Annotated in this window: 24 protein-coding genes; 11 read left to right on the forward strand and 13 right to left on the reverse strand. The window is 64.1% G+C overall.

Annotated features, from left to right (window positions below; translation table 11 throughout):
- Positions 1-7: 7 nt before the first annotated feature.
- From ftsY to MnOB_RS10345, 5 genes are all read left to right on the forward strand, one after another.
- Positions 8-1,423 (forward strand): signal recognition particle-docking protein FtsY, encoded by a 1,416-nt coding sequence (ftsY, locus tag MnOB_RS10325; protein ID WP_077524131.1) that lies wholly within the window; start codon positions 8-10, stop codon positions 1,421-1,423.
- Positions 1,420-2,088 carry a cell division ATP-binding protein FtsE gene (gene ftsE, locus MnOB_RS10330; protein WP_016490212.1) on the forward strand — a complete coding sequence of 223 codons (669 nt, stop codon included), beginning with the start codon at positions 1,420-1,422 and terminating at the stop codon, positions 2,086-2,088. The genes ftsY and ftsE overlap by 4 nt, the downstream gene beginning before the upstream one ends.
- Positions 2,088-3,107 carry a permease-like cell division protein FtsX gene (ftsX, locus tag MnOB_RS10335; RefSeq protein WP_077524132.1) on the forward strand — a complete coding sequence of 340 codons (1,020 nt, stop codon included), beginning with the start codon at positions 2,088-2,090 and terminating at the stop codon, positions 3,105-3,107. Before ftsE ends, ftsX begins: the two co-directional genes overlap by 1 nt.
- Positions 3,108-3,220: 113 nt before the next feature.
- Complete coding sequence (gene rpoH / locus MnOB_RS10340) at positions 3,221-4,075, forward strand: RNA polymerase sigma factor RpoH (RefSeq protein WP_077524133.1); 855 nt, start codon at positions 3,221-3,223, stop codon at positions 4,073-4,075.
- Positions 4,076-4,135: 60 nt separating this feature from the next.
- Complete coding sequence (locus tag MnOB_RS10345) at positions 4,136-4,738, forward strand: hypothetical protein (protein ID WP_077524134.1); 603 nt, start codon at positions 4,136-4,138, stop codon at positions 4,736-4,738.
- 30 nt (positions 4,739-4,768) lie between these two features.
- On the opposite strand, the gene mtgA is transcribed toward MnOB_RS10345, so the two are convergent.
- A complete protein-coding gene (mtgA, locus tag MnOB_RS10350; RefSeq protein ID WP_077524135.1) occupies positions 4,769-5,461 on the reverse strand; it encodes a monofunctional biosynthetic peptidoglycan transglycosylase in 693 nt (230 codons plus the stop codon).
- A gap of 66 nt (positions 5,462-5,527) precedes the next feature.
- On the opposite strand from mtgA, the gene MnOB_RS10355 reads away from it, so the two are divergent.
- The 5 genes from MnOB_RS10355 (at position 5,528) to MnOB_RS10375 (ending at position 9,378) form a co-directional block, all read left to right on the forward strand.
- Positions 5,528-5,905 carry a DUF423 domain-containing protein gene (locus MnOB_RS10355; RefSeq protein WP_077524136.1) on the forward strand — a complete coding sequence of 126 codons (378 nt, stop codon included), beginning with the start codon at positions 5,528-5,530 and terminating at the stop codon, positions 5,903-5,905.
- Between the two features lie 107 nt (positions 5,906-6,012).
- Positions 6,013-6,213: a sulfur carrier protein ThiS gene (gene thiS / locus MnOB_RS10360; RefSeq protein WP_077524137.1), complete on the forward strand. Its 201-nt coding sequence runs from the start codon at positions 6,013-6,015 to the stop codon at positions 6,211-6,213.
- Positions 6,214-6,302: 89 nt separating this feature from the next.
- A complete protein-coding gene (locus tag MnOB_RS10365; protein ID WP_077524138.1) occupies positions 6,303-7,097 on the forward strand; it encodes a thiazole synthase in 795 nt (264 codons plus the stop codon).
- A gap of 62 nt (positions 7,098-7,159) precedes the next feature.
- Positions 7,160-7,879: a tRNA (guanosine(46)-N7)-methyltransferase TrmB gene (gene trmB / locus MnOB_RS10370; protein ID WP_077524139.1), complete on the forward strand. Its 720-nt coding sequence runs from the start codon at positions 7,160-7,162 to the stop codon at positions 7,877-7,879.
- Positions 7,880-8,034: 155 nt separating this feature from the next.
- Positions 8,035-9,378, forward strand: coding sequence for a DUF1329 domain-containing protein (locus tag MnOB_RS10375; RefSeq protein WP_077524240.1), 1,344 nt, complete (start codon positions 8,035-8,037; stop codon positions 9,376-9,378).
- A 360-nt stretch (positions 9,379-9,738) separates the two neighbouring features.
- Here MnOB_RS10375 and MnOB_RS10380 read toward each other — a convergent pair whose 3' ends face one another.
- From MnOB_RS10380 to MnOB_RS10435, 12 genes are all read right to left on the reverse strand, one after another.
- Positions 9,739-9,993, reverse strand: a complete 255-nt coding sequence (locus MnOB_RS10380; RefSeq protein ID WP_077524140.1) for a hypothetical protein — start codon at positions 9,991-9,993, stop codon at positions 9,739-9,741.
- Positions 9,994-10,032: 39 nt separating this feature from the next.
- The gene (locus MnOB_RS10385; RefSeq protein ID WP_077524141.1) at positions 10,033-10,356 is read right to left on the reverse strand and encodes a DUF3392 domain-containing protein; all 324 of its coding nucleotides are present in this window, start codon (positions 10,354-10,356) and stop codon (positions 10,033-10,035) included.
- A 60-nt stretch (positions 10,357-10,416) separates the two neighbouring features.
- Complete coding sequence (gene hemW / locus MnOB_RS10390; RefSeq protein ID WP_077524142.1) at positions 10,417-11,601, reverse strand: radical SAM family heme chaperone HemW; 1,185 nt, start codon at positions 11,599-11,601, stop codon at positions 10,417-10,419.
- Entirely contained in the window at positions 11,598-12,191 is a 594-nt protein-coding gene (gene rdgB, locus MnOB_RS10395; RefSeq protein ID WP_077524143.1) for an RdgB/HAM1 family non-canonical purine NTP pyrophosphatase, read from the reverse strand. The genes hemW and rdgB overlap by 4 nt, the downstream gene beginning before the upstream one ends.
- Entirely contained in the window at positions 12,188-12,607 is a 420-nt protein-coding gene (locus MnOB_RS10400) for a DUF4426 domain-containing protein (protein ID WP_077524144.1), read from the reverse strand. The genes rdgB and MnOB_RS10400 overlap by 4 nt, the downstream gene beginning before the upstream one ends.
- An 18-nt stretch (positions 12,608-12,625) precedes the next feature.
- Entirely contained in the window at positions 12,626-13,246 is a 621-nt protein-coding gene (metW, locus tag MnOB_RS10405; protein ID WP_077524145.1) for a methionine biosynthesis protein MetW, read from the reverse strand.
- 3 nt (positions 13,247-13,249) lie between these two features.
- Positions 13,250-14,389 (reverse strand): homoserine O-succinyltransferase MetX, encoded by a 1,140-nt coding sequence (metX, locus tag MnOB_RS10410; RefSeq protein WP_077524146.1) that lies wholly within the window; start codon positions 14,387-14,389, stop codon positions 13,250-13,252.
- A gap of 110 nt (positions 14,390-14,499) precedes the next feature.
- On the reverse strand, positions 14,500-16,488 hold the full coding sequence (locus MnOB_RS10415; protein ID WP_077524147.1) for a dynamin-like GTPase family protein: 1,989 nt from the start codon (positions 16,486-16,488) through the stop codon (positions 14,500-14,502).
- Between the two features lie 210 nt (positions 16,489-16,698).
- On the reverse strand, positions 16,699-16,995 hold the full coding sequence (locus tag MnOB_RS10420; protein WP_077524148.1) for a DUF167 domain-containing protein: 297 nt from the start codon (positions 16,993-16,995) through the stop codon (positions 16,699-16,701).
- Positions 16,992-17,585 carry a YggT family protein gene (locus MnOB_RS10425; protein ID WP_077524149.1) on the reverse strand — a complete coding sequence of 198 codons (594 nt, stop codon included), beginning with the start codon at positions 17,583-17,585 and terminating at the stop codon, positions 16,992-16,994. Before MnOB_RS10425 ends, MnOB_RS10420 begins: the two co-directional genes overlap by 4 nt.
- A gap of 10 nt (positions 17,586-17,595) precedes the next feature.
- Complete coding sequence (gene proC, locus MnOB_RS10430; protein WP_077524150.1) at positions 17,596-18,414, reverse strand: pyrroline-5-carboxylate reductase; 819 nt, start codon at positions 18,412-18,414, stop codon at positions 17,596-17,598.
- A 10-nt stretch (positions 18,415-18,424) separates the two neighbouring features.
- Positions 18,425-19,120 carry a YggS family pyridoxal phosphate-dependent enzyme gene (locus tag MnOB_RS10435; RefSeq protein WP_077524151.1) on the reverse strand — a complete coding sequence of 232 codons (696 nt, stop codon included), beginning with the start codon at positions 19,118-19,120 and terminating at the stop codon, positions 18,425-18,427.
- A gap of 163 nt (positions 19,121-19,283) precedes the next feature.
- Here MnOB_RS10435 and pilT point away from each other — a divergent pair, with 163 nt between their 5' ends.
- Positions 19,284-20,318, forward strand: a complete 1,035-nt coding sequence (gene pilT, locus MnOB_RS10440) for a type IV pilus twitching motility protein PilT (RefSeq protein WP_077524152.1) — start codon at positions 19,284-19,286, stop codon at positions 20,316-20,318.
- The last annotated feature ends 14 nt before the right edge of the window (positions 20,319-20,332 follow it).

Genomic DNA, 20,332 nt, shown 5'->3' on the forward strand with positions numbered 1-20,332 from the left:
TCGACTCATGTTTGGTTCCAACGACGACAAGAAAGCTCCGGCTCAGGCCGGGGAAAAGAAATCCTTGTTCGGCTGGCTGCGCAAAAAGCCCCAGGAAACCGCTCCCGTCGCTCCGGCGGAACCGGTTGCCCCTGTCGAGGCAGAGGCGCCGGCCGCACCTGCGCCCACGCCTGAAATTGATCCGGTTGCCCAGCCTGTTGCTGAGCCCGTAACTGCTCCCGCCCCGGCACCCGAAACGGCTCCGGTAGTTGCTGAAGTCCCGGCATCGACGCCCGCGCCGGTCGACGTCCCCGCGCCCGAGCTCGCTCCGGTCGTGACCGAAGCGCCCGCCCCCGTGATTGCCGAGGCGCCGGTCGCCGCCGAGCCTGTTGCACCTGCACCTGCACCTGCACCTGCACCTGCCCCCGTGGCAGAACAGCCGGTGCCGGTGGTCGCGCCTGCTCCTGTCGTCGAGCCAGCCCCCGTTCCCGCCGTCCAGACCGAGCCCGCCAAGGCCGGCTTCTTCTCCCGCCTCAAGCAGGGATTGTCGAAGACCAGCGCCAGCATTGGCGAAGGTATGGCCAGCCTGTTCCTTGGCCGCAAGGCCATCGACGACGACCTGCTGGATGAAATCGAAACCCGTCTCCTGACTGCCGACGTGGGTGTGGAAGCCACCACCGCCATTGTCCAGAGCCTGACCCAGAAGGTCGCACGCAAGCAGCTGGCTGACGCCGATGCCCTCTACAAGGCCTTGCAGGACGAGTTGGCGGCACTGCTGCGTCCGGTCGAGCAGCCGCTGAAGATCGAGAGCGGCAACGCGCCCTACGTGATCCTGGTGGTCGGCGTGAACGGCGTCGGCAAGACCACCACCATCGGCAAGCTGGCCAAGAAGCTGCAGCTGGACGGCAAGAAGGTCATGTTGGCCGCTGGTGACACCTTCCGCGCCGCTGCAGTCGAGCAGCTGCAGATCTGGGGCGAACGCAACAATATCGCCGTGATCGCCCAGCACACCGGCGCCGACTCCGCTTCCGTGATCTTCGACGCCGTGCAGGCCGCCAAGGCCCGGGGCGTCGATGTGCTGATCGCCGACACCGCCGGCCGACTGCACACCAAGGACAACCTCATGGAGGAGCTGAAGAAGGTGCGCCGCGTGATCGGCAAGCTGGACGAGACCGCTCCCCACGAAGTGCTGCTGGTGCTGGATGCCGGCACTGGCCAGAACGCCATCAACCAGGCCAAGCAGTTCCACCAGGCAGTCAACCTGTCCGGCCTGGCGCTGACCAAATTGGACGGCACCGCAAAAGGCGGGGTGATCTTCGCCCTGGCCAAGCAATTCAGCCTGCCGATCCGCTACATCGGTGTGGGTGAAGGCATCGACGACCTGCGTACCTTCGAAGCCGACGCTTTCGTCAAGGCCCTCTTCGCAGAGCGGGAGTCCGCATGATTCGATTCGAGCAGGTCGGCAAGCGCTATCCAAACGGCCATGTCGGCCTGCACGAACTGAGCTTCCGCGTACGCCGCGGCGAGTTCCTCTTCGTCACCGGCCATTCCGGTGCCGGCAAGAGCACCCTGTTGCGCCTGCTGCTGGCAATGGAACGTCCCACCACCGGCAAGCTGTTGCTGGCCGGGCAGGACCTGTCGACCATCACCAACTCGCAGATCCCTTTCCTGCGCCGCCAGATCGGCGTCGTCTTCCAGAACCATCAGCTTCTGTTCGACCGCAGCGTGTTCGACAACGTTGCCCTGCCGCTGCAGATCCACGGCCTCTCCAAGCCAGAAATCGCCAAGCGCGTGAGCGTGGCGCTGGAGCGCGTGTCCCTGGCCGACAAGGCCGAGCTTTACCCCGCCGACCTGTCCACCGGCCAGCAACAGCGCGTTGGCATCGCCCGCGCCGTCGTTCACCGCCCGGCCTTGCTGCTGGCGGACGAACCCACGGGTAACCTGGACCCGCGTCTGGCCGCCGAGATCATGGGTGTATTCGAGGACATCAATCGCTTGGGCACCACCGTGTTGATCGCCAGTCACGACCTGGCGCTGATTGCGCGCATGCGCCACCGTCTGCTCACCCTGCAACGTGGCCGCCTGATCGGCGACGGGGAGGCGGTCTGATGAGCGCCAAGCAGATGCCGCCGCCGAAGCCCGCCGAACGCGTTGGGGCTTCTCCCCGGCACGTCGATTCGCCGGAGAAGGGCGACGACGGCCCGGATTTCAAAACCCTGCTGCATGCCTGGCTGGAGAGCCACCGCGCCAGCCTGGTGGACAGCCTGCGTCGTCTGGGTCGCCAGCCCGTCGGCAGCTTCTTCACCTGCCTGGTGATGGCTATCGCCCTCAGCCTGCCCATGGGACTGTCCCTGCTCCTCAGCAACGTGGAGCGGCTGGGCGGTTCCTGGCAGCGCGCGGCACAGATTTCCCTGTTCATGAAAATGGATGCCAGCGAGTCCCAGGGGCAGAAGCTGCGGGACGAAATCGCCGGCATGCCGGATGTGGCCGAGGCCGAATGGATCAGTCGCGAGCAGGCATTGGCCGAGCTTCAGCAGCAATCCGGTCTGGGCGAGGCGCTCAAGGAGCTGCCGCAGAACCCGCTGCCCGGCGTGATCCTGGTGACCCCCAAGGAAGTCGACAAGGCTGCCCTTGAGGCGTTGCGTCAACGTCTGTCGGAAATGTCCGGCATCGAACAGGCCCAGCTGGATCTTGTCTGGGTCGAGCGCCTGTCGGCGATCCTGAAGCTGGGCGAGCGTTTCGTCTTCGGCCTGGCGGTGCTGCTGATCCTGGCTTTGCTGCTGGTCATCGGTAACACCATTCGTCTGCATATCGAGAACCGCCGCACCGAGATCGAGGTGATCAAGCTGGTGGGCGGTACCGATAGCTATGTGCGTCGTCCCTTCCTTTATATGGGCGCGCTCTACGGTACCGGCGCGGGCCTGCTGGCCTGGCTGGTGCTCGCCTATGGCCTGGACTGGCTGAACGATGCCGTCGTCCGTCTGGCCGGTCTCTACGGTAGCGACTTCGCGCTCGTGGGCGTACCACTAGCCGATGGTCTATCCCTGCTTCTGGGCGCGGTCCTGCTGGGCTACATTGGCGCCTGGCTGGCCGTCGCCCGTCATCTCAGTGAGCTGGCGCCGCGTTAGAACCCATCGGTTTTCGCGGGTGTTGCGAGGGGTGTAAGGAAACTTTTACACCCCCTTGCAGTCATATAGGCCAGTGCTACACTGCGCGAGCTTTAGTGAATCGGAGGATTCGCATGACCACTTCCCTGCAACCTGTCTATGCCCTGGCCCCCGGTGCGAACCTGGAGGCATACGTGCATGCGGTCAACGGCATCCCGCTGCTGACTGTCGAGCGGGAGCGCGAACTGGCCGAACGCCTCTTCTATGAACAAGATCTGGAAGCGGCACGGCAGATGGTGTTGGCGCACCTGCGCTTCGTCGTGCACATCGCCAAGAGTTATTCCGGCTACGGTCTGGCCCAGGCCGACCTGATCCAGGAAGGCAACGTCGGCCTGATGAAGGCAGTCAAGCGCTTCAACCCCGAAATGGGCGTGCGCCTGGTGTCCTTCGCTGTGCACTGGATCAAGGCCGAGATCCATGAATTCATCCTGCGCAACTGGCGAATCGTCAAAGTCGCCACCACCAAGGCGCAGCGCAAGCTGTTCTTCAACCTGCGCAGCCAGAAGAAGCGTCTGAGCTGGCTGAACAACGATGAAGTCCATGCAGTGGCCAACACCCTGGGTGTCGAGCCCCATGAAGTGCGCGAGATGGAAAGCCGGCTGACCGGCCAGGACATGGCGTTCGACCCGGCGGCAGACGCTGACGACGACGCTGCCTTCCAGGCACCGGCGCACTACCTGGAAGACCATCGCTACGACCCGGCGCGCCAGTTGGAGGAAGCGGATTGGAGCGACAGTTCCACCGCCAACCTGCACGAAGCGCTGGATGGTCTGGACGATCGCAGCCGCGACATCCTCCACCAGCGTTGGCTGGCCGAGGAGAAGGCGACGCTGCACGACCTGGCAGCCAAGTACAACGTCTCCGCTGAGCGTATTCGCCAGTTGGAGAAGAACGCCATGAACAAGCTCAAGGGCTTCATTCAGGCGTGACGCTGAAACCCGGGAAAGCCGCACTTCGGTGCGGCTTTTTTCTGTCTGGAGAAAACCACCATGCCCATGCCGTCCCTGCGCACCAGCCACTGGCTGCTGTTCGCCTCGGTCGCCGTGCTGTTCTTTTCCCTGTCGCTATGGATGAGCAAGCAGTCCGACCGCGCCGAGCCGCTGCCCTGGTTGGTGGATTGGCAGGAATCGGTGATCGTGCCCATGGCCGAAGGTGACCTGTCTCTGGAGAAGCTGGCGGAGCTCGCGCCAGGAGAACTCTGGTTGCAACCGCAGGCGGAAGGTCCGCGTCTGGTCTATCGCACCGAACAGGAACGGGAAGAGGGCGTCTGGCGCCTTGAAGGCGAGCTGGAGCTTAGCGATGGCGAGCGTAACAGCCTGTCCAAGGCCCTGGGCACAGGCACCAACGAGCAACCCCTGAGTGGCGAGATGCTGGAGCAGTTGGGCGGACACCGGGTAGCCGTGCTGAACATGGTGCCCATGGCCGAAGTATCGGCCGCGCGGCTGGCCGCCAGCATCGGGCCTCCCCGGCTGCGTCTGCGTACCGGTGAGGGCGAGGCGTGGATCTATCCCCAGCAGGGACTCAGCGCACACCTGCTGGAAGGCAAGGTGCAGCTCCTGCACCTGGTGCCGCGCGCGGCGATGAAACACTGAACGGTGGAGGGTAAGGCCGCGGCCCTACGGTCAGAGCTGTTGCAGGTAGCTGCTGCCGCCGAGCTGGCTCATTTGCCGGCGAATCCAGCCGGCGCGGGTCGCGACATAACCGCTTGGCCTGGAAGGACTCCATTTGCGCGGGTTGGGTAGAACCGCTGCCAGCAAGGCTGCCTGCTGGCGGGACAGGCGCGTAGCGTGGACGCCGAAATGCTGGCGGGCTGCGGCTTCGGCGCCGAACACGCCATTGCCCCACTCGACGCTGTTCAGGTAGACCTCGAGGATTCGGTGCTTCGGCCAGAACAATTCGATCAGGCCGGTGAACCAGACTTCCAGACCCTTGCGGACCCAATTGCGGCCGGACCAGAGGAATAGATTCTTCGCCACTTGCTGGCTGAGGGTGCTGGCGCCACGGACCGAACCGCCGCGCTCGTTGTGTGCGAAGGCCTTGCGGATGGCCGGGATGTCGAAGCCCCAGTGCTCGGCGAACTTCTGGTCTTCGGCGGCGATTACCGCGATCTTCAAATCATTCGGCAGTTCATCCCAGGACACCCAGTCGCGCTTGACGTCGATCGGCTTGCCGTCGATCCACGACTCGATCTTGCGTTCCACCATCAGCATCGAGCCGGGCGGCGGCACCCAGCGGAAGAGGATCACCAGTAACACGGATGCCGCCGCGAACCAGAGCAGCAATTTGAACAGGCGGCGGCGAATGGTGCTGAACATGCTGGCTTGGCCCAGGGAAATTTGCGCGCCATTATAGCGGCCGTCCTTCCTCTGTCTGGAGTCCCCATGGCGCGTCTGTTCCTGCTGCTTTCCGCATTCGCCGGTTTCACCGGGGTGGCCCTTGGCGCTTTTGCCGCCCACGGGCTGAAAAGCAGGCTGACGCCCGAGTACCTGGCGGCGTTCCAGACCGGCACCCACTACCAGTTGATTCATGCCCTGGCGCTGTTCGGCGTGGCCCTGCTGGCGCTGCATGCTCCCGGTCGCCTGGTGAACCTGGCGGGCGGCTTCTTCGCCCTCGGTATCCTGCTGTTCTCCGGCAGCCTCTACCTGCTGACCCTCAGCGGTATCGGCAAACTCGGCATCATCACGCCCTTTGGCGGCCTGGCCTTCCTCGTCGGCTGGCTGTGCCTGGGCCTCTCAGCCTGGAACCTGGCGAATCGCTAACTTGACCGTGGCGTCAAATTGCGGGACGAATGGCGCCCTTTTGCCTTGGTGCCGCGCGGCTATCGGGCTAGAATGCCGTCCCCTTTTCCAGTTGTGACTGATCCGTCATGCGCATTCAGTTGAACGGCGAATCCTTTGAGCTACCCGATGGCCAGACCGTCGCGGACCTCATTTCCCGCCTGGACCTGGCCGGCCGCCGCGTCGCGGTCGAGCTTAACCTCGATATCGTGCCGCGCAGCCAGCACGCCGCCATCGCCCTGTGCGAAGGCGACCGCGTCGAGGTGGTCCACGCCATAGGCGGCGGCTAGTCGAGCGGGTTTCGAACCTGCCCAGCCGCGCCATCCGCAGCACCTGTTCTGCGTATCAAGCAATTCCCTCTGCCCGCCAGGAGTCCAGCATGAGCCAAACGCCGATCGACAAGCCCTTCACCCTCGCGGGCCGCACCTATGAATCGCGTCTGCTGGTGGGCACCGGCAAGTACAAGGACCTCGAAGAAACCCGCGTTGCCATCGAGGCTTCCGGTGCTGAAATCGTTACCGTGGCCGTGCGCCGTACCAACATCGGCCAGAACCCGGGCGAACCGAACCTGCTGGACGTGATTTCGCCGGACAAGTACACCATCCTGCCGAACACCGCCGGCTGCTATAACGCCGAAGAAGCCGTGCGTACCTGCCGCCTGGCCCGCGAACTGCTGGATGGCCACAACCTGGTCAAGCTGGAAGTCCTGGCTGACCAGAAGACCCTCTTCCCCAACGTCGTCGAAACCCTCAAGGCCGCCGAGCAACTGGTCAAGGACGGCTTCGACGTGATGGTCTACACCAGCGACGACCCCATCATCGCCCGCCAACTGGCCGAGATGGGCTGCATCGCCGTGATGCCCCTGGCCGGCCTGATCGGATCGGGCATGGGCATCTGCAACCCCTGGAACCTGCGCATCATCCTCGAAGAAGCCAAGGTTCCGGTGCTGGTCGACGCCGGTGTCGGCACTGCGTCCGACGCCACCATCGCCATGGAACTGGGTTGCGAAGCCGTGCTGATGAACACCGCCATCGCCCACGCGCAGAACCCCGTGATGATGGCCGAGGCCATGAAGCACGCCATCGTTGCCGGTCGCCTCGCCTACCTGGCCGGGCGTATGCCGCGCAAACTCTACGCCAGCGCTTCCTCGCCGTTGGATGGTCTGATCCGCTGAGAGTCGATCACGATCGCAAGATCGTGATCAGGTTCTGCAAGTTTCACTAACAGGTTTTCGCAATGATTGAAGAACAGGGCTCGCCGGCTGCCGCCGACGAAACGCGCCACCATCGCACCATCAAGAGTTTCGTGATGCGTGCCGGGCGCATGACCGAAGGCCAGCAACGCGGCCTCGACCAGGGCTGGCCGAAGTACGGCCTGGAGCTGGCCGACGGCACGCAGGACTTCGACGCCCTGTTCGGTCGCCGTGCACCGCGCACCTTCGAAATCGGTTTCGGCATGGGCCATGCCACCCTGGAGATGGCCGCCGCCGCGCCCGAGCAGGACTTCATCGGTGTCGAAGTGCACCGTCCGGGAGTTGGTGCCCTGCTGAATGGCGCCATGACCCAGGGGTTGTCCAACATTCGCGTATACAGTTGCGATGCTCTGGAAGTGCTGCGTGACTGCGTTGCGGATGCAAGCCTGGACCGCGTGCTGCTGTTCTTCCCCGATCCCTGGCACAAGTCCCGCCACCACAAGCGGCGGATCGTCCAGCCGGCATTCGCCGAACTGGTGCGGCAGAAACTCAGGGTTGGTGGTGTTCTGCATATGGCCACCGACTGGGAGCACTACGCCGAGCACATGCTGGAAGTCATGAGCGTTGCGCCGGGTTACCGCAATCTGGCCGAGGACGGCCGTTACGTTCCGCGCCCGGAAGAACGCCCCATCACCAAGTTCGAGCGCCGCGGCGAGCGTCTTGGCCATGGCGTCTGGGATCTCAAGTTCCAGCGCATCGATTGATCGGGCGCCGCGACAGCGGCGCACCGGTACACCTGACTAGACCGGGCTAACCCGGCACCTCACCTGATCCGACGATAGCAACGCCTGCCCATTGAGCGGGCGGCATAAGAATAAGAGCGGCGTAATGCCCATTACGTCGTGAGGAGAAGGCTGTGTTGTTGAGAACTTTCGGATATCTGCTCCTGGCCGGCTGCGCCCTGCAAGCCCAGGCCAAGGTCGACGCTACCCAGGCCGCCCGTCTTGGGCAGGACCTCACGCCCCTGGGCGGTGAGCGAGCTGGCAATACCGCCGGCACCATCCCGGCCTGGGACGGTGGCCTGGCCACCCCGCCGGCTGGCTACCAGCCGGGCATGCACCACCCTGATCCCTATGCCGGTGAGGCCCCGCGCTTCGTCATCGACGGCAGCAACCTCGCCCAGTACGAGCAGATCCTGACGCCGGGATACAAGGCCCTGCTGCAGGAGCATCCCGAATACAAGCTGCGGGTCTTCCCGACCCATCGCAGCGCCGCGGCGCCGCAGCGCATCTATGACGCCACCCGCTCGAATGCCGTGAACGGTTCGCTGATCGCCGGTGGCAACGGCGTCGAGGGCGCTGCGGCCGGTATTCCCTTCCCGATTCCGGCGAGTGGCCTTGAGGCCATCTGGAACCACATCCTGCGTTATCGCGGCGAGCAGATTCACTTCACCACCAACCAGGCGGCGGTCCTGGCCAATGGCAGCTACAACCTGCTGAAGCTGGAGCGGGACATCTATTTCGTCTATGGCCGCGACGGCATGACTCCGGGCAACCTGGAGAACACGCTGTTCTTCTACAAGTACCGCGTCGTCGCTCCGGCCAAGCTGTCCGGTTCGGCGCTGGTGGTTCAGGAAACCCTCGACCAGGTGCTGTCGATCCGCAAGGCCTGGCGCTTCAATCGCGGCGAGCGGCGTGTCCGTCGTCTGCCAATGCTGGCATACGACACCCTGCAGCCCGACACCAATGGCCTGGCCACCGCCGACGTGGTGGACTCCTACAACGGCGCGCCGGATCGCTACGAATGGCAGTTGCTCGGCAAGCAGGAAATGCTGGTGCCCTACAACAGCTACGCCGTGCACCAGAAGGGCATCCCCTACGAGCAGATCCTCAAGTCCAGCTATGTGAACCCTGACCTGCTGCGTTACGAGCAGCATCGTGTCTGGGTGGTGGAAGCGACCTTGCGCAAGGGCTTCACCCATCCCTACGCCAAGCGTCGTTTCTACCTGGACGAGGACAGCTGGCAGATTCTGGCCGTTGATCTTTATGACAAGGACGGACACCTGAGCGGCATGCAGGAAAGCCATCCGATCAGCTACTACGATGCACCGATGTTCGGCAGTACGCTGGAAACCATCTACGATTTCGTGGGCGATCGTTACTTTGTCGACGGTCTCGACAACAACGAACCCATGTATGATTTCAACGCCCCGCTCAGCCCGAGGGATTTCACTCCCCAGGCGCTACGGCGCGAAGGCAACTGATTCCGGCCTGCCTGGCCATCCCAGCCGCCCCTAGGGGCGGCTTTTTAATGGGCGTCTTCCAGGCGCCGCAGCCCTTTTTGCGCGATTTCAATCGCGAATGAACTCGCTCCCACAGGGGGCAGTTCGTGGGGTGGATGTCGCTTTTTTCATCCACTGGTGGGGCCCAGCCGAACGCCGATGGTGGAAATGAAGAGCGATTTCCACCCTACGGGGCCGCTGCGCGACCCTTGGCGAATGAATTCGCCCCTACAGAGCGAGGCACGGACTCGATGTAGGGTGGATGTCGCCTTTCACATCCACCAGCGGAGTCTTTCCAGACCCCGAGCGGCGAAGCGTGCTCCACCCATCTGGAAGGCGCCGCTAATTGATCAGCTCGGCCCCAGTCAGCGTCGAATCCGGCAGGGCCGGGGGGGCGGGGCTGATCTGCATGTACTTGATGCTTTCCCGTGGAATCAGCAGCAGGTCGCCGTCCACCTCGATGCTGAGGAAAGGGGACTCCAGTTGGCGGCGCAAGCCCCTGGCCACTTCGACCGGGTCAGCGGTTTGCTGGGGAAAGCGCAGGGCCAGGCGCTGGCCGTCCTGGAAGTGCAGGTAGAGGTGCTTGATCGGTTTCATTGGCGTGCTCCCGGAGGTGGCGGCCGGGAGCCGCCGATCCTAGTTGCGATCGGCGATCACACCGATCACGAAGAAGACTAGTAGCAGGACGGGTGCCAGGGTGTAGTTGTTGAAGTAGCCCAGCCCTTGGGCCAGCCAGGGCGTCAGGTAGATCATCGCCAGGCCGTAGCCCACCGCGCAGAGCAGCACGAAGAGCAGGGTCCGGAAGAGGAAGTTGAGGCTACCGATGCGCTGTTGTACCCAGGCGTTCAGAGCGGGCCCGAACAGCACCAGGACGGTGGCCATGATGGCCAGGGCGATATCGTGCAAGTGGCCGCGGCTCCAGCGCGAAAGAGTGGCGATCAGATCCAGTACGACTTCCATCCAGAGGGTCCTTGGCGAAATAGTTCGGGGGCAGACGATTCCAAATCCGTGGTGCGCCCGTCAAGGCAGGAAATGCTGCAGCAGGTCGTTGAGGAACAGCTGGCCTTCACGGGTGGCAACCAGGCGTTGCGGGTCCTTCAGCAGCAGGCCTCGGGCCTCGGCTTCGCTGCGCGCTGCCGCCAGGCTGGCCAGCGGCAAGCCGGTGCGCTGAGTGAACAGATCCGCGGGCACGCCGTCTGTGAGGCGCAGCACGTTCATGAGGAATTCGAAGGGCAGCTCGTCGTGGTCGAGGTGGCGTTCGCCGGCCTGGAAGCGCTTGGCGGAATCCAGATAGTCCTTCGGCAGGCGGGTTTTCCAGCTGCGGATGATGCGGCCTTCCGGGCTGCTCATCTTGGCGTGGGCGCCGGCGCCGATGCCAAGGAAGTCGCCGAAGCTCCAGTAGTTGAGGTTGTGCCGTGCGCGATGGCTGTCGCGGGCATAGGCGGACACCTCGTATTGCGCATAACCCTGTTCGGCCAGCAGTGCCTGGCCGGCCTCCTGGATGTCCCAGAGGATGTCGTCCTCGGGCAGCTCCGGCGGCTGGTTCCAGAACACGGTGTTCGGCTCCATGGTCAGCTGGTACCAGGAGAGATGCGTAGGTCCCTGGGCGATGGCCGTGCGCAGGTCTTCGAGGGCATCTTCCATGGACTGGTCGGGCAGGCCGTGCATCAGGTCCAGGTTGAAATTGTCGAACCCGGCCTTGCGCGCCATGTCGGCAGCGCGCACGGCTTCGTCGCCGTTGTGGATGCGCCCCAGGGCCTTGAGCTTGGCTTCCTGGAAGCTCTGCACGCCGATGGAGAGGCGGTTGATGCCGAGCTGTCGGTAGGCGGCGAATTTGGCCTGCTCGAAAGTGCCGGGGTTGGCTTCGAGGGTGATCTCGATATCGCGGGCGAAGGGCACTCGCTGTTCCACGCCATCCAGCAACCGGCCAATGGCATTGGCGCTGAACAGGCTGGGTGTGCCACCACCGAAGAAGATCGACGTCAGCGAACGACCGTGGACATGGCCGAGGTCCTGGTCCAGGTCCGCCAGCAGGGCATCGATATAGGCCTCTTCAGGCAGCTCGGAGCCGGCGGCATGGGAGTTGAAGTCGCAGTAGGGGCACTTGCGCACGCACCAGGGAATATGGACATAGAGTGCCAGGGGCGGGAGCTGGAAACCGATGGCCTGGTTTCCGGTTTCCGGGTGCGACGCCGTGCTTTTCATATCCCCAGCCGCTGCTTGAGCAGGGCCATGGCGCGGGCGCGGTGGCTGAGCTGGTTCTTGTCGATGGGGGACAGTTCGGCGCTGGAACAGTCGCATTCGGGAACCCAGAACAGTGGGTCGTAGCCGAAACCGTGCTCGCCACGGGCTTCGAACAGGATGCTGCCACGCCAGATGCCTTCACAGAGGATCGGCAGCGGGTCATCGGCATGGCGCATCAGGGCCAGGCTGCAGATGAACTGCGCGCCGCGCTCGGCCTCGGGGACATCGCGCAGGGCGTCGAGCAGCTTGGCGTTGTTCGCCGCATCACCCTTGCCGTCCGCGTAGCGTGCCGAATAGATACCCGGTGCGCCGCCGAGGAAATCCACCGCCAGCCCGGAGTCGTCGGCCAGTGCCGGCAGGCCGGACACCCTTGCCGCGTTGCGCGCCTTGAGGATGGCATTCTCAACGAAGGACAAGCCGGTTTCTTCGGGCTCGACGTCGCTGAACTCGGCGATGGAGCGCACTTTCACGCTGTCGCCGAGCATGGCCTGGAGTTCCTTGAGTTTGCCGGCATTGTGGCTGGCCAGCACCAGTTCGTTGAAAGGCATCATTCGTCGGGGAAGAATTCCTGGTCGAAGCTGAAGCTGTGGGCGGCTTCGTCTCCACGTTGGACGTTGAGGGTGAAATTGAGCATTTCACGCTCGTTGAAGGGGAACTGCGCGAGGTAGTAGATGGCCTCGCCCTCGCTGATCTGCTTGAACTGCAGCGGCGTAACCTGGCCCAGCAAGTTCTTCACCTGGCCACTGACCTGCGCGGTGCTGGCCTTGCCGGCCTTGAGCACGGCCACGTTGACCACGCCCTGGGTCTTGCTGCGGGTCAGGCCCACGGCGGCGGCGATGTCCGGCTGCAGGAAACTGGAGTTGAACGCGTTGTAGTGCACGTCCAGGTCGCCGAACGTCTGCTTGCGCTCAGCGGCTGCCGGCAGCGCCAGGCAAAGGGCGAAAAGGAACAGGGCTAGACGACGCATGGTTTTGCCTCCTTTGATTCAGACCGCGACGCGGTGATCCGTCAGGCTCGGACCGCTGACGCGATAGATACCGATCTCACCCAACAGATTAGGCCAAACGCGGCTGGGCAGGTTGTGCCGGTGCTCGTTGTCCACGGCGAGCCGGTCGAGCACTTTCACCTGCATTTCGCGGCACAGCGCCTCGAAGTCCTTGAAGGTGCAGAAGTGGATGTTCGGCGTGTTGTACCAGGTGTAGGGCAGGAACTCCGACACCGGCATGCGGCCGTAGCGCGCCAGGTACCAGCGGCAGCGCCAGTGGCCGAAGTTGGGGAAGGTGATGATGCATTCGCGGCCGACCCGCAGCATTTCCTGGAGGATGCGGTCGGGGTAGTGCACGGCCTGCAGCGCTTGGGTCATCACCACAACGTCGAAGCTGTTGCTGGCGAAGTTGCCCAGGCCCTTGTCCAGGTCCTGCTCGATCACGTTCACGCCCCGGTCGATGCAGTGGGCGATGTTTTCCGGATCGATCTCCAGGCCATAGCCACTGACCTGCTTGTTGTCGCGCAGCCAGGCCAGCAACTCGCCACGGCCGCAGCCGAGGTCGAGTACCCGGCTGCCGGCGGGAATCCAGTCCTGGATGATTTCTAGGTCGGCACGCATGGGTTACACCGCAATCCTGTTCATGTAGCTGCTGAAGGCCTGGAGGTAGCGCGGAATCGGCATGAGGAAGGCATCGTGGCCCTGGGGGGCATCGATTTCCAGGTAGTTGACGTTCTTCCGCGCCGCCATGAGGGCGTCGACGATTTCCCGCGAGCGGGCCGGGGAGAAGCGCCAGTCGGTGGTGAAGGACATCACGCAGAAATCCGCCTTGGCGCCGGCCAGCGTGCGTGCCAGGTCGCCGTCATGCGCGGCGGCCGGGTCGAAGTAATCCAGCGCCTTGGTCATCAGCAGGTAGGTGTTGGCGTCGAAGCGCCCGGAGAACTCTTCGCCCTGATAGCGCAGGTAGCTTTCCACCTGGAATTCCACGCTGTGGAAGTCGTAATTGAGCTTTTCGCTCTTCAGGCCTCGGCCAAATTTCTCACCCATGGCGTCGTCCGACAGGTAGGTGATGTGGCCGACCATGCGCGCCAGCATCAGGCCGCGCTTGGGGATCACGCCCTGGTCCTTGAAGTGCCCGCCATGGAAGTCCGGGTCCGTAAGGATGGCCTGGCGCGCCACCTCGTTGAAGGCGATGTTCTGCGCGGAAAGCTTGGGCGCCGAAGCGATGGCCAGGCAGTGGCGCACGCGGTCCGGGTAGGTGATGGTCCATTGCAGGGCCTGCATGCCGCCCAGGCTGCCGCCTACGACGGCGGCCCATTGCTGAATGCCCAGGGCATCGGCGAGGCGCGCCTGGCTGTGTACCCAGTCTTCCACCGTCATCACCGGGAAGTCGGCACCGAAGGCGGTGCCGGTGGCCGGGTTGATGCTGGAGGGACCGGTCGAGCCGTTGCAGCCACCGAGGTTGTTCAGGCTGACGACGAAGAATTTCAGGGTGTCGATGGGCTTGCCCGGGCCGATGCAGCTGTCCCACCAGCCCGGTTTGCGCTCTTCCATGCTGTGGTAGCCGGCAGCGTGGTGGTGGCCGGAGAGCGCATGGCAGATCAGCACTGCGTTGCTGTGGTCGGCATTCAGCTCGCCGTAGGTTTCATAGACCAGTTCATAGTCGGCGAGGCTGCGGCCGCAGGCCAGTGCCAGCGGTTCGCTGAAGCGCTGCACCTGGGGGCTGACCAGGCCGACGGAATCTGCGGGAATGGCGGTGGGCATCGCGACCCTGCTCTCAATCTGGGAAGGGCGCCAGTCTAAAGAGCGCCGCCCCCTGCGGCAAGCGCAGGGGGCGGCGGCTAAAGCGTTGAATAATCAGGCGCGGCGGGCGTTCAGGCGGATTCGCCACCCTGCTGTTTGCGGGTGCCCACCGGCAGGTTGACCACCTTGCCCATGCGTTGCATCGGCGAGGGCAGGCGGAAGGTCCGGAGCATTTCGTTGGCTTCGCTGATCTGCTGCTCCAATTCCTCGGTGTAGCGCTCCAGTTGCTGGCCGCGCTGGCGGGTGAGCTGGGTTTCCTGGGCCAGGGCCTTCAGGCGCAGCATGTGGGTTTCCAGGAGCTGCTTGTGCTCCAGGGTGTGTTGCATCAGCGGCATCAGTGCATCCCCGGCCCATTGCGCGACTTCCAGGCGCAGGCGCTGGTGCATGCCGATGACTTCCTGCACCAGGGTGTCGAAGAAGCGCTTGCCGAGTTGGCGTTGCTCGGTCAGCAGGGTCTTGGGATGCAGGCGGAACTGGTCGGCCTTGGAGCGCAGCTGGCCGAGCTCGCGAAGATAGCGCTGCACGTTGAACTGCGGGGCGTCGACCCCGTTCAGCGGGTTCTCTTCGTTATGCCGGCGGTAGATGGCCGCAACCATCTTGTTGGCCATTTCGGCCTCGTGTTCGAGGTTGTGCAGATCAAGCGCGACGGAGCGGAAGAAGTGCAGGATGCTCTGGTTGATGCCGACGGTGGTCCAGCTGCCGGTGAGCTCGCGGCGCAGCCGCGCCAGGTGTTCTTCCAGGCGCTCCGTGCGGGCGGCGTTGCGCAGGGCGTCGCCCTGGCGCTTGAGCAGGCGCTGGTTGGTCTTCAGGCCGAGCAGGCGACGGTGGTGCTGGGCGTGATCCTGCTTGGTGCGCGCGGTCAGCTCGAAGAGCATCTGACCGTTGTCCTGCTGGTGGCTGTCGAGCATCGATTGCTGCTCGCGCACTTTTTCCAGGCGCAGGTTGAGCACGTGCAGGCTGTTCTGCAGCAGGGTCATCATCTGGTGCGCCACGTGATCTTCGATCAGGCGCTCCTTCTGCGTGACGATCCGGTCGCAGAGCAACTCTTCCAGGGCGCCGATCTGGCTGCGCTGGAGCAGCTCCCCATCGTTGCGCACCTTGGCCAGCAACGCCTGCTTGGCCGACAGCGGCAGCACTTCATCGCTGCGGATGCCGAGCTGGCGGGCGGTGGTTTCCTGGATGCGGCGGATGGCGTTCTGCACGAAGCTCTCGCCGGCGAGGTCGTCCCAGAGCACGTCGATCTTGTTCAGCACGGCGAACAGGTGGGACTGGGTGTCTTCGTCCAGTTGGCGGATGTGCTGCTGCCAGACGTCCATGTCGCTGGCGGTGACGCCGGTATCCGCCGAGAGCAGGAAGACGATGGCCTGGGCGGCGGGCAGCATCGACAGGGTCAGTTCCGGTTCGCTACCGAGGGCGTTCAGGCCGGGGGTGTCGAGGATGCGCAGGCCCTGGCGCAGCAGCGGATGATCGAAGTTGACCATGGCGTGGCGCCAGGCTGGCACCAGCACTTCGCCGGGGCGGCCGGTGGGGTCGAGCATGTCCGGGTGGAAGCCGAGCTGGATGGCCTGTTCCACTGGCATCGGCTTGGTCCGCGCCACCTGGGTGAAGGCCTGGATCATGTTGTCCGGGTCGCTCGGGTCCAGCGGGATGTTTACCCAGTGCCGGGGCGCGCGCTTGAACTGGGAGACGCTGGCCTCGGCCATGCGCGACTCGATCGGCAGCAGGCGGATGTAGGAGCGTTCGGAGCGCGGGTCAAAGAACAGCTCGGTGGGGCACATGGTGGTGCGCCCGGCCTGGGACGGCAGCATGCGCTGGCCGAACTCGGAGAAGAACAGGCAGTTGATCAGCTCGGTCTTGCCGCGGGAGAACTCGCCGACGAAGGCCAGGGTGATGTGATCGGTGCGGAGCATGCGCTGGGCACGTTCCAGCTTGGCGGAGAGCGCGTCGGAGTTCAGCCGGTTGTGTTCCAGCCAGCTTCTATAGCGGGTGATCTCCCGCAATAGCTCACGCTTCCAGGCGACATAGGCGTCGACTTGCTGACTGAGACGCTCCATGCTCATTCAGGCTCTCCTCGCGGACACGCTTCCTGCGTTACGGGAATGGATGAAACTCGGATCGGGTTGTTGCGACGCGGGTGGTCACACCACGCCCGTCGGAGATCGGCTCCGGGGCGAGGTAAAGGCACAGTGCCAGCCTGTCATTGATCGGCATTATGCGCCTTGGGGAATGGCCGTCAATTGCCGGGCAGGCGATGCCCGCCTTAAGGTCGGTCAGGGTTGCCGAGCGGTCAATCCGGGCAGGTCAGGGAGGGTTCGCGGACGCTGGATGCGCACCCGCTTCTGGCGATTCAGTTCACCGCTTTCCAGGCTCACCTGGCTCTTGGCGACCCCGAAGGCCTCCGCCAGGAAGGCCATCAGGTGGGCATTGGCCCGGCCTTCCACCGGCGGAGCGGTAAGGCGGATCTTCAGGCGCTCGCCATGCAGCCCGGCGAACTCATCACGGCTCGCCTTGGGCTGCAGATGGCAGTCGAGGATCAAATCCTCGCCTGCCCAGCGGTACCAGGTCACAGGAACGGGCTGAGGATCTGCGGCATGCCAGTCATGGCGGCCAGATTGCCAATCACCAGCATGTCCAGCAGTTTCAGTGCAATGAAGGCGAAGATCGGCGAGATATCCAGGCCGCCGAGGTTCGGTAGCAGCTTGCGGAATGGCATCAGCAGCGGTTCGCAGATCTGGTTCACCAACTGCGCGCCGGGGTTGTAGCTGCCCGGTGCGACCCAGGAGAGGATCACGCTGATGATCAGGGCGAAGAAGAACACCTTCAGGAACAGCGAGGTGACGCCGATGATCGACCAGATCAGCAGTTGCAGCAGGTAGCCGCCGACACCGTAGCCCATCAGCGTCAGGGTGATGACCATCAGCAGCAGCTGGACCAGGATGGCGAGTACCAGGGAGGCGAGGTCCAGCCCGCCGAATCCGGGGATGATCTTGCGCAGCGGGTTGAGCAGCGGCTTGGTGGCGCGCACCACGAACTGGCTCAGGGGGTTGTAGAAGTCGGCGCGCACCAGCTGCAGGATGAAACGCAGCAGGACGATCAGCAGGTAGAGGCTGCCGAGGGTCTGAATCACGTAGATGGCGGCGGTGTTGAGTCCGGTCATCGAAAGCTCCTTATTGGCCCAATTGTTCTGCCAGCTCGGCCGAACGCCGGTCGGCGGCGTTCAGGGCCTGTTGCACCAGGGCTTCGAAGCCGCCGGCCTGGAAAGTCTTGATCGCCGCTTCGGTGGTGCCATTGGGCGAAGTGACGCGACGGCGCAGCTCGGCGGCGTCGACGTCGCTGGAAACTGCCATGCGCGCAGCGCCCAGCGCGGTTTGCAGCGTCAGCTGTTCGGCGGTTGCACGAGGCAGGCCGAGTTTTTCGCCGGCGGCGGTCATCGCCTCCATCAGCAGGAAGAAGTAGGCCGGGCCGCTGCCGGAAACGGCGGTGACGGCGTCGATCAGCTTTTCTTCTTCCAGCCAGAGCGCGATGCCCACGGCGGACAGCAGCTGCTCGGCCTGCTCGCGCTGGGCTGCGCTGACTTCGGCGTTGGCGTACAGGCCGCTGACGCCCTGGCGCAGCAATGCCGGGGTGTTGGGCATGCAGCGCACAATCGGGCGCGCGCCGAGCCAGGTGGACAGGCTGGCACAGGTGATGCCGGCAGCAATGGAGACCACCAACTGGCCGTCCTCGAGGCTGGGGGCAAGGGCCTGGCAAACGGTTTTCATGACTTGCGGCTTGGTCGCCAGAACCACCACGTCCGCACCTTTAACGGCGTCGGCGTTGCTTTCCACCACTTCTATACCGTGCTCGGCGGCGACTTTGGCGCGCTGCTCCGCGCCGGGGTCGCTGGCACGGATATGGTCGGCGGCGACGCCCTGGGCGCGCAGGCCGCCGATCAGGCTGGCGGCCATGTTGCCGGCGCCGATGAATGCAATGCGGGGAGTGCTCATCAATGCTTCCTTATGAATGCGAGGGCTGGCCGTAATCGCGCGCGCCAAACAGCGCGGTGCCGATCCGCACCCAGGTGGCGCCTTCGGCGATGGCCGCTTCGAGGTCATGGCTCATGCCCATGGACAGGGTGTCCAGGGAGGGGTTCAGTGCTGCCTGCAACTGGCGCAGGCGGGCGAAGGCGGCATGCTGCTCCGCCAGATCATCAGTCGGTTCCGGGATGGCCATCAGGCCGCGCAGGCGCAGGTTCGGCAGTGCGCTCACAGCGGCGGCCAGGGCCGGCAGCTCTTCGGGCGTGCAGCCGGACTTGCTGGCCTCGCCGCTGACGTTCACCTGCAGGCAGATGTTCAGCGGCGGCATCCCGACGGGGCGCTGGGCGGAGAGGCGCTCTGCGATCTTCAGGCGGTCCACCGAGTGCACCCAGTGGAAATGTTCGGCAATGGATTTGGTCTTGTTCGACTGGATCGGACCGATGAAATGCCAGGTCAGCGCGAGGTCAGTCAGCTCGGTTTGCTTGGTCAGGGCTTCCTGCAGGTAGTTTTCGCCGAAATCTACGATTCCTGCCGCGAACGCATCGCGGATCGCGACTGCGGGTTTGGTCTTGCTCACGGCCAGCAGGCCGATACTGGAAAATTCTCGCCCGGAGGCTTGCGCCGCCTCACGGATACGCGCGCGAACCTTTGCAATATTGTCTGCTATCGTGGACATTACCTGCGCTCTACAGCCCGGCCTGAGTGGGGTCTGCGGCATTCTAACTGCCGCTGAAAAATGTAGCGAGCGACGGCCAGGTCGGTCGGCTTCGACAGCCGCGAGCCCGGCGCAGTGATCATTCAGCGGTCTGCAAACCGTTTGCTTCGAATTGGGGAGCCCCATGGACATTACTGAGCTGCTTGCCTTCAGCGCCAAGCAGGGCGCTTCGGACCTGCATCTCTCGGCCGGCCTGCCACCCATGATTCGCGTCGATGGCGACGTGCGCCGGATCAACTTGCCGGCCCTGGACCACAAGCAGGTCCACGCGCTGATCTACGACATCATGAACGACAAGCAGCGCAAGGACTTCGAGGAGTTCCTCGAGACGGACTTCTCCTTCGAGGTCCCCGGCGTCGCACGTTTCCGGGTCAACGCCTTCAACCAGAACCGCGGTGCCGGCGCCGTGTTCCGGACCATTCCCTCCAAGGTCCTGAGCATGGAAGACCTGGGAATGGGCGAGATCTTCAAGAAGATCTCCGACGTTCCTCGTGGCCTGGTGCTGGTCACCGGTCCCACCGGTTCGGGCAAGTCCACCACCCTGGCGGCGATGCTCGACTACTTGAACAGCACCAAGTACCACCACATCCTCACCGTGGAAGACCCGATCGAATTCGTCCACGAGTCGAAGAAGTGCCTGATCAACCAGCGGGAAGTGCACCGCGATACGCTCGGCTTCAACGAAGCCCTGCGCTCGGCCCTGCGTGAAGACCCGGACATCATCCTGGTGGGCGAGATGCGTGACCTGGAAACCATCCGCCTGGCGCTCACCGCCGCGGAAACCGGCCACCTCGTATTCGGCACTCTGCACACCACCTCCGCGGCCAAGACCATCGACCGGGTGGTCGACGTGTTCCCCGCCGAGGAAAAGTCCATGGTCCGTTCCATGCTCTCCGAATCGCTGCAGTCGGTGATCTCCCAGACCCTGCTGAAGAAGATCGGCGGCGGCCGGGTGGCGGCCCACGAGATCATGATCGGTACCCCGGCCATCCGTAACCTGATTCGCGAAGACAAGGTGGCGCAGATGTATTCCGCCATCCAGACCGGCGGCTCGCTCGGCATGCAGACCCTCGACATGTGCCTCAAGGGGCTCGTTTCCAAGGGCCTGGTCAGCCGCGAGAGCGCCCGGGAAAAGGCCAAGAGCCCGGAAAACTTCTGATTCGCCTGAGCGGC

The organism is Metapseudomonas resinovorans, assembly GCF_002003485.1.
Classification (GTDB): domain Bacteria; phylum Pseudomonadota; class Gammaproteobacteria; order Pseudomonadales; family Pseudomonadaceae; genus Metapseudomonas; species Metapseudomonas resinovorans_D.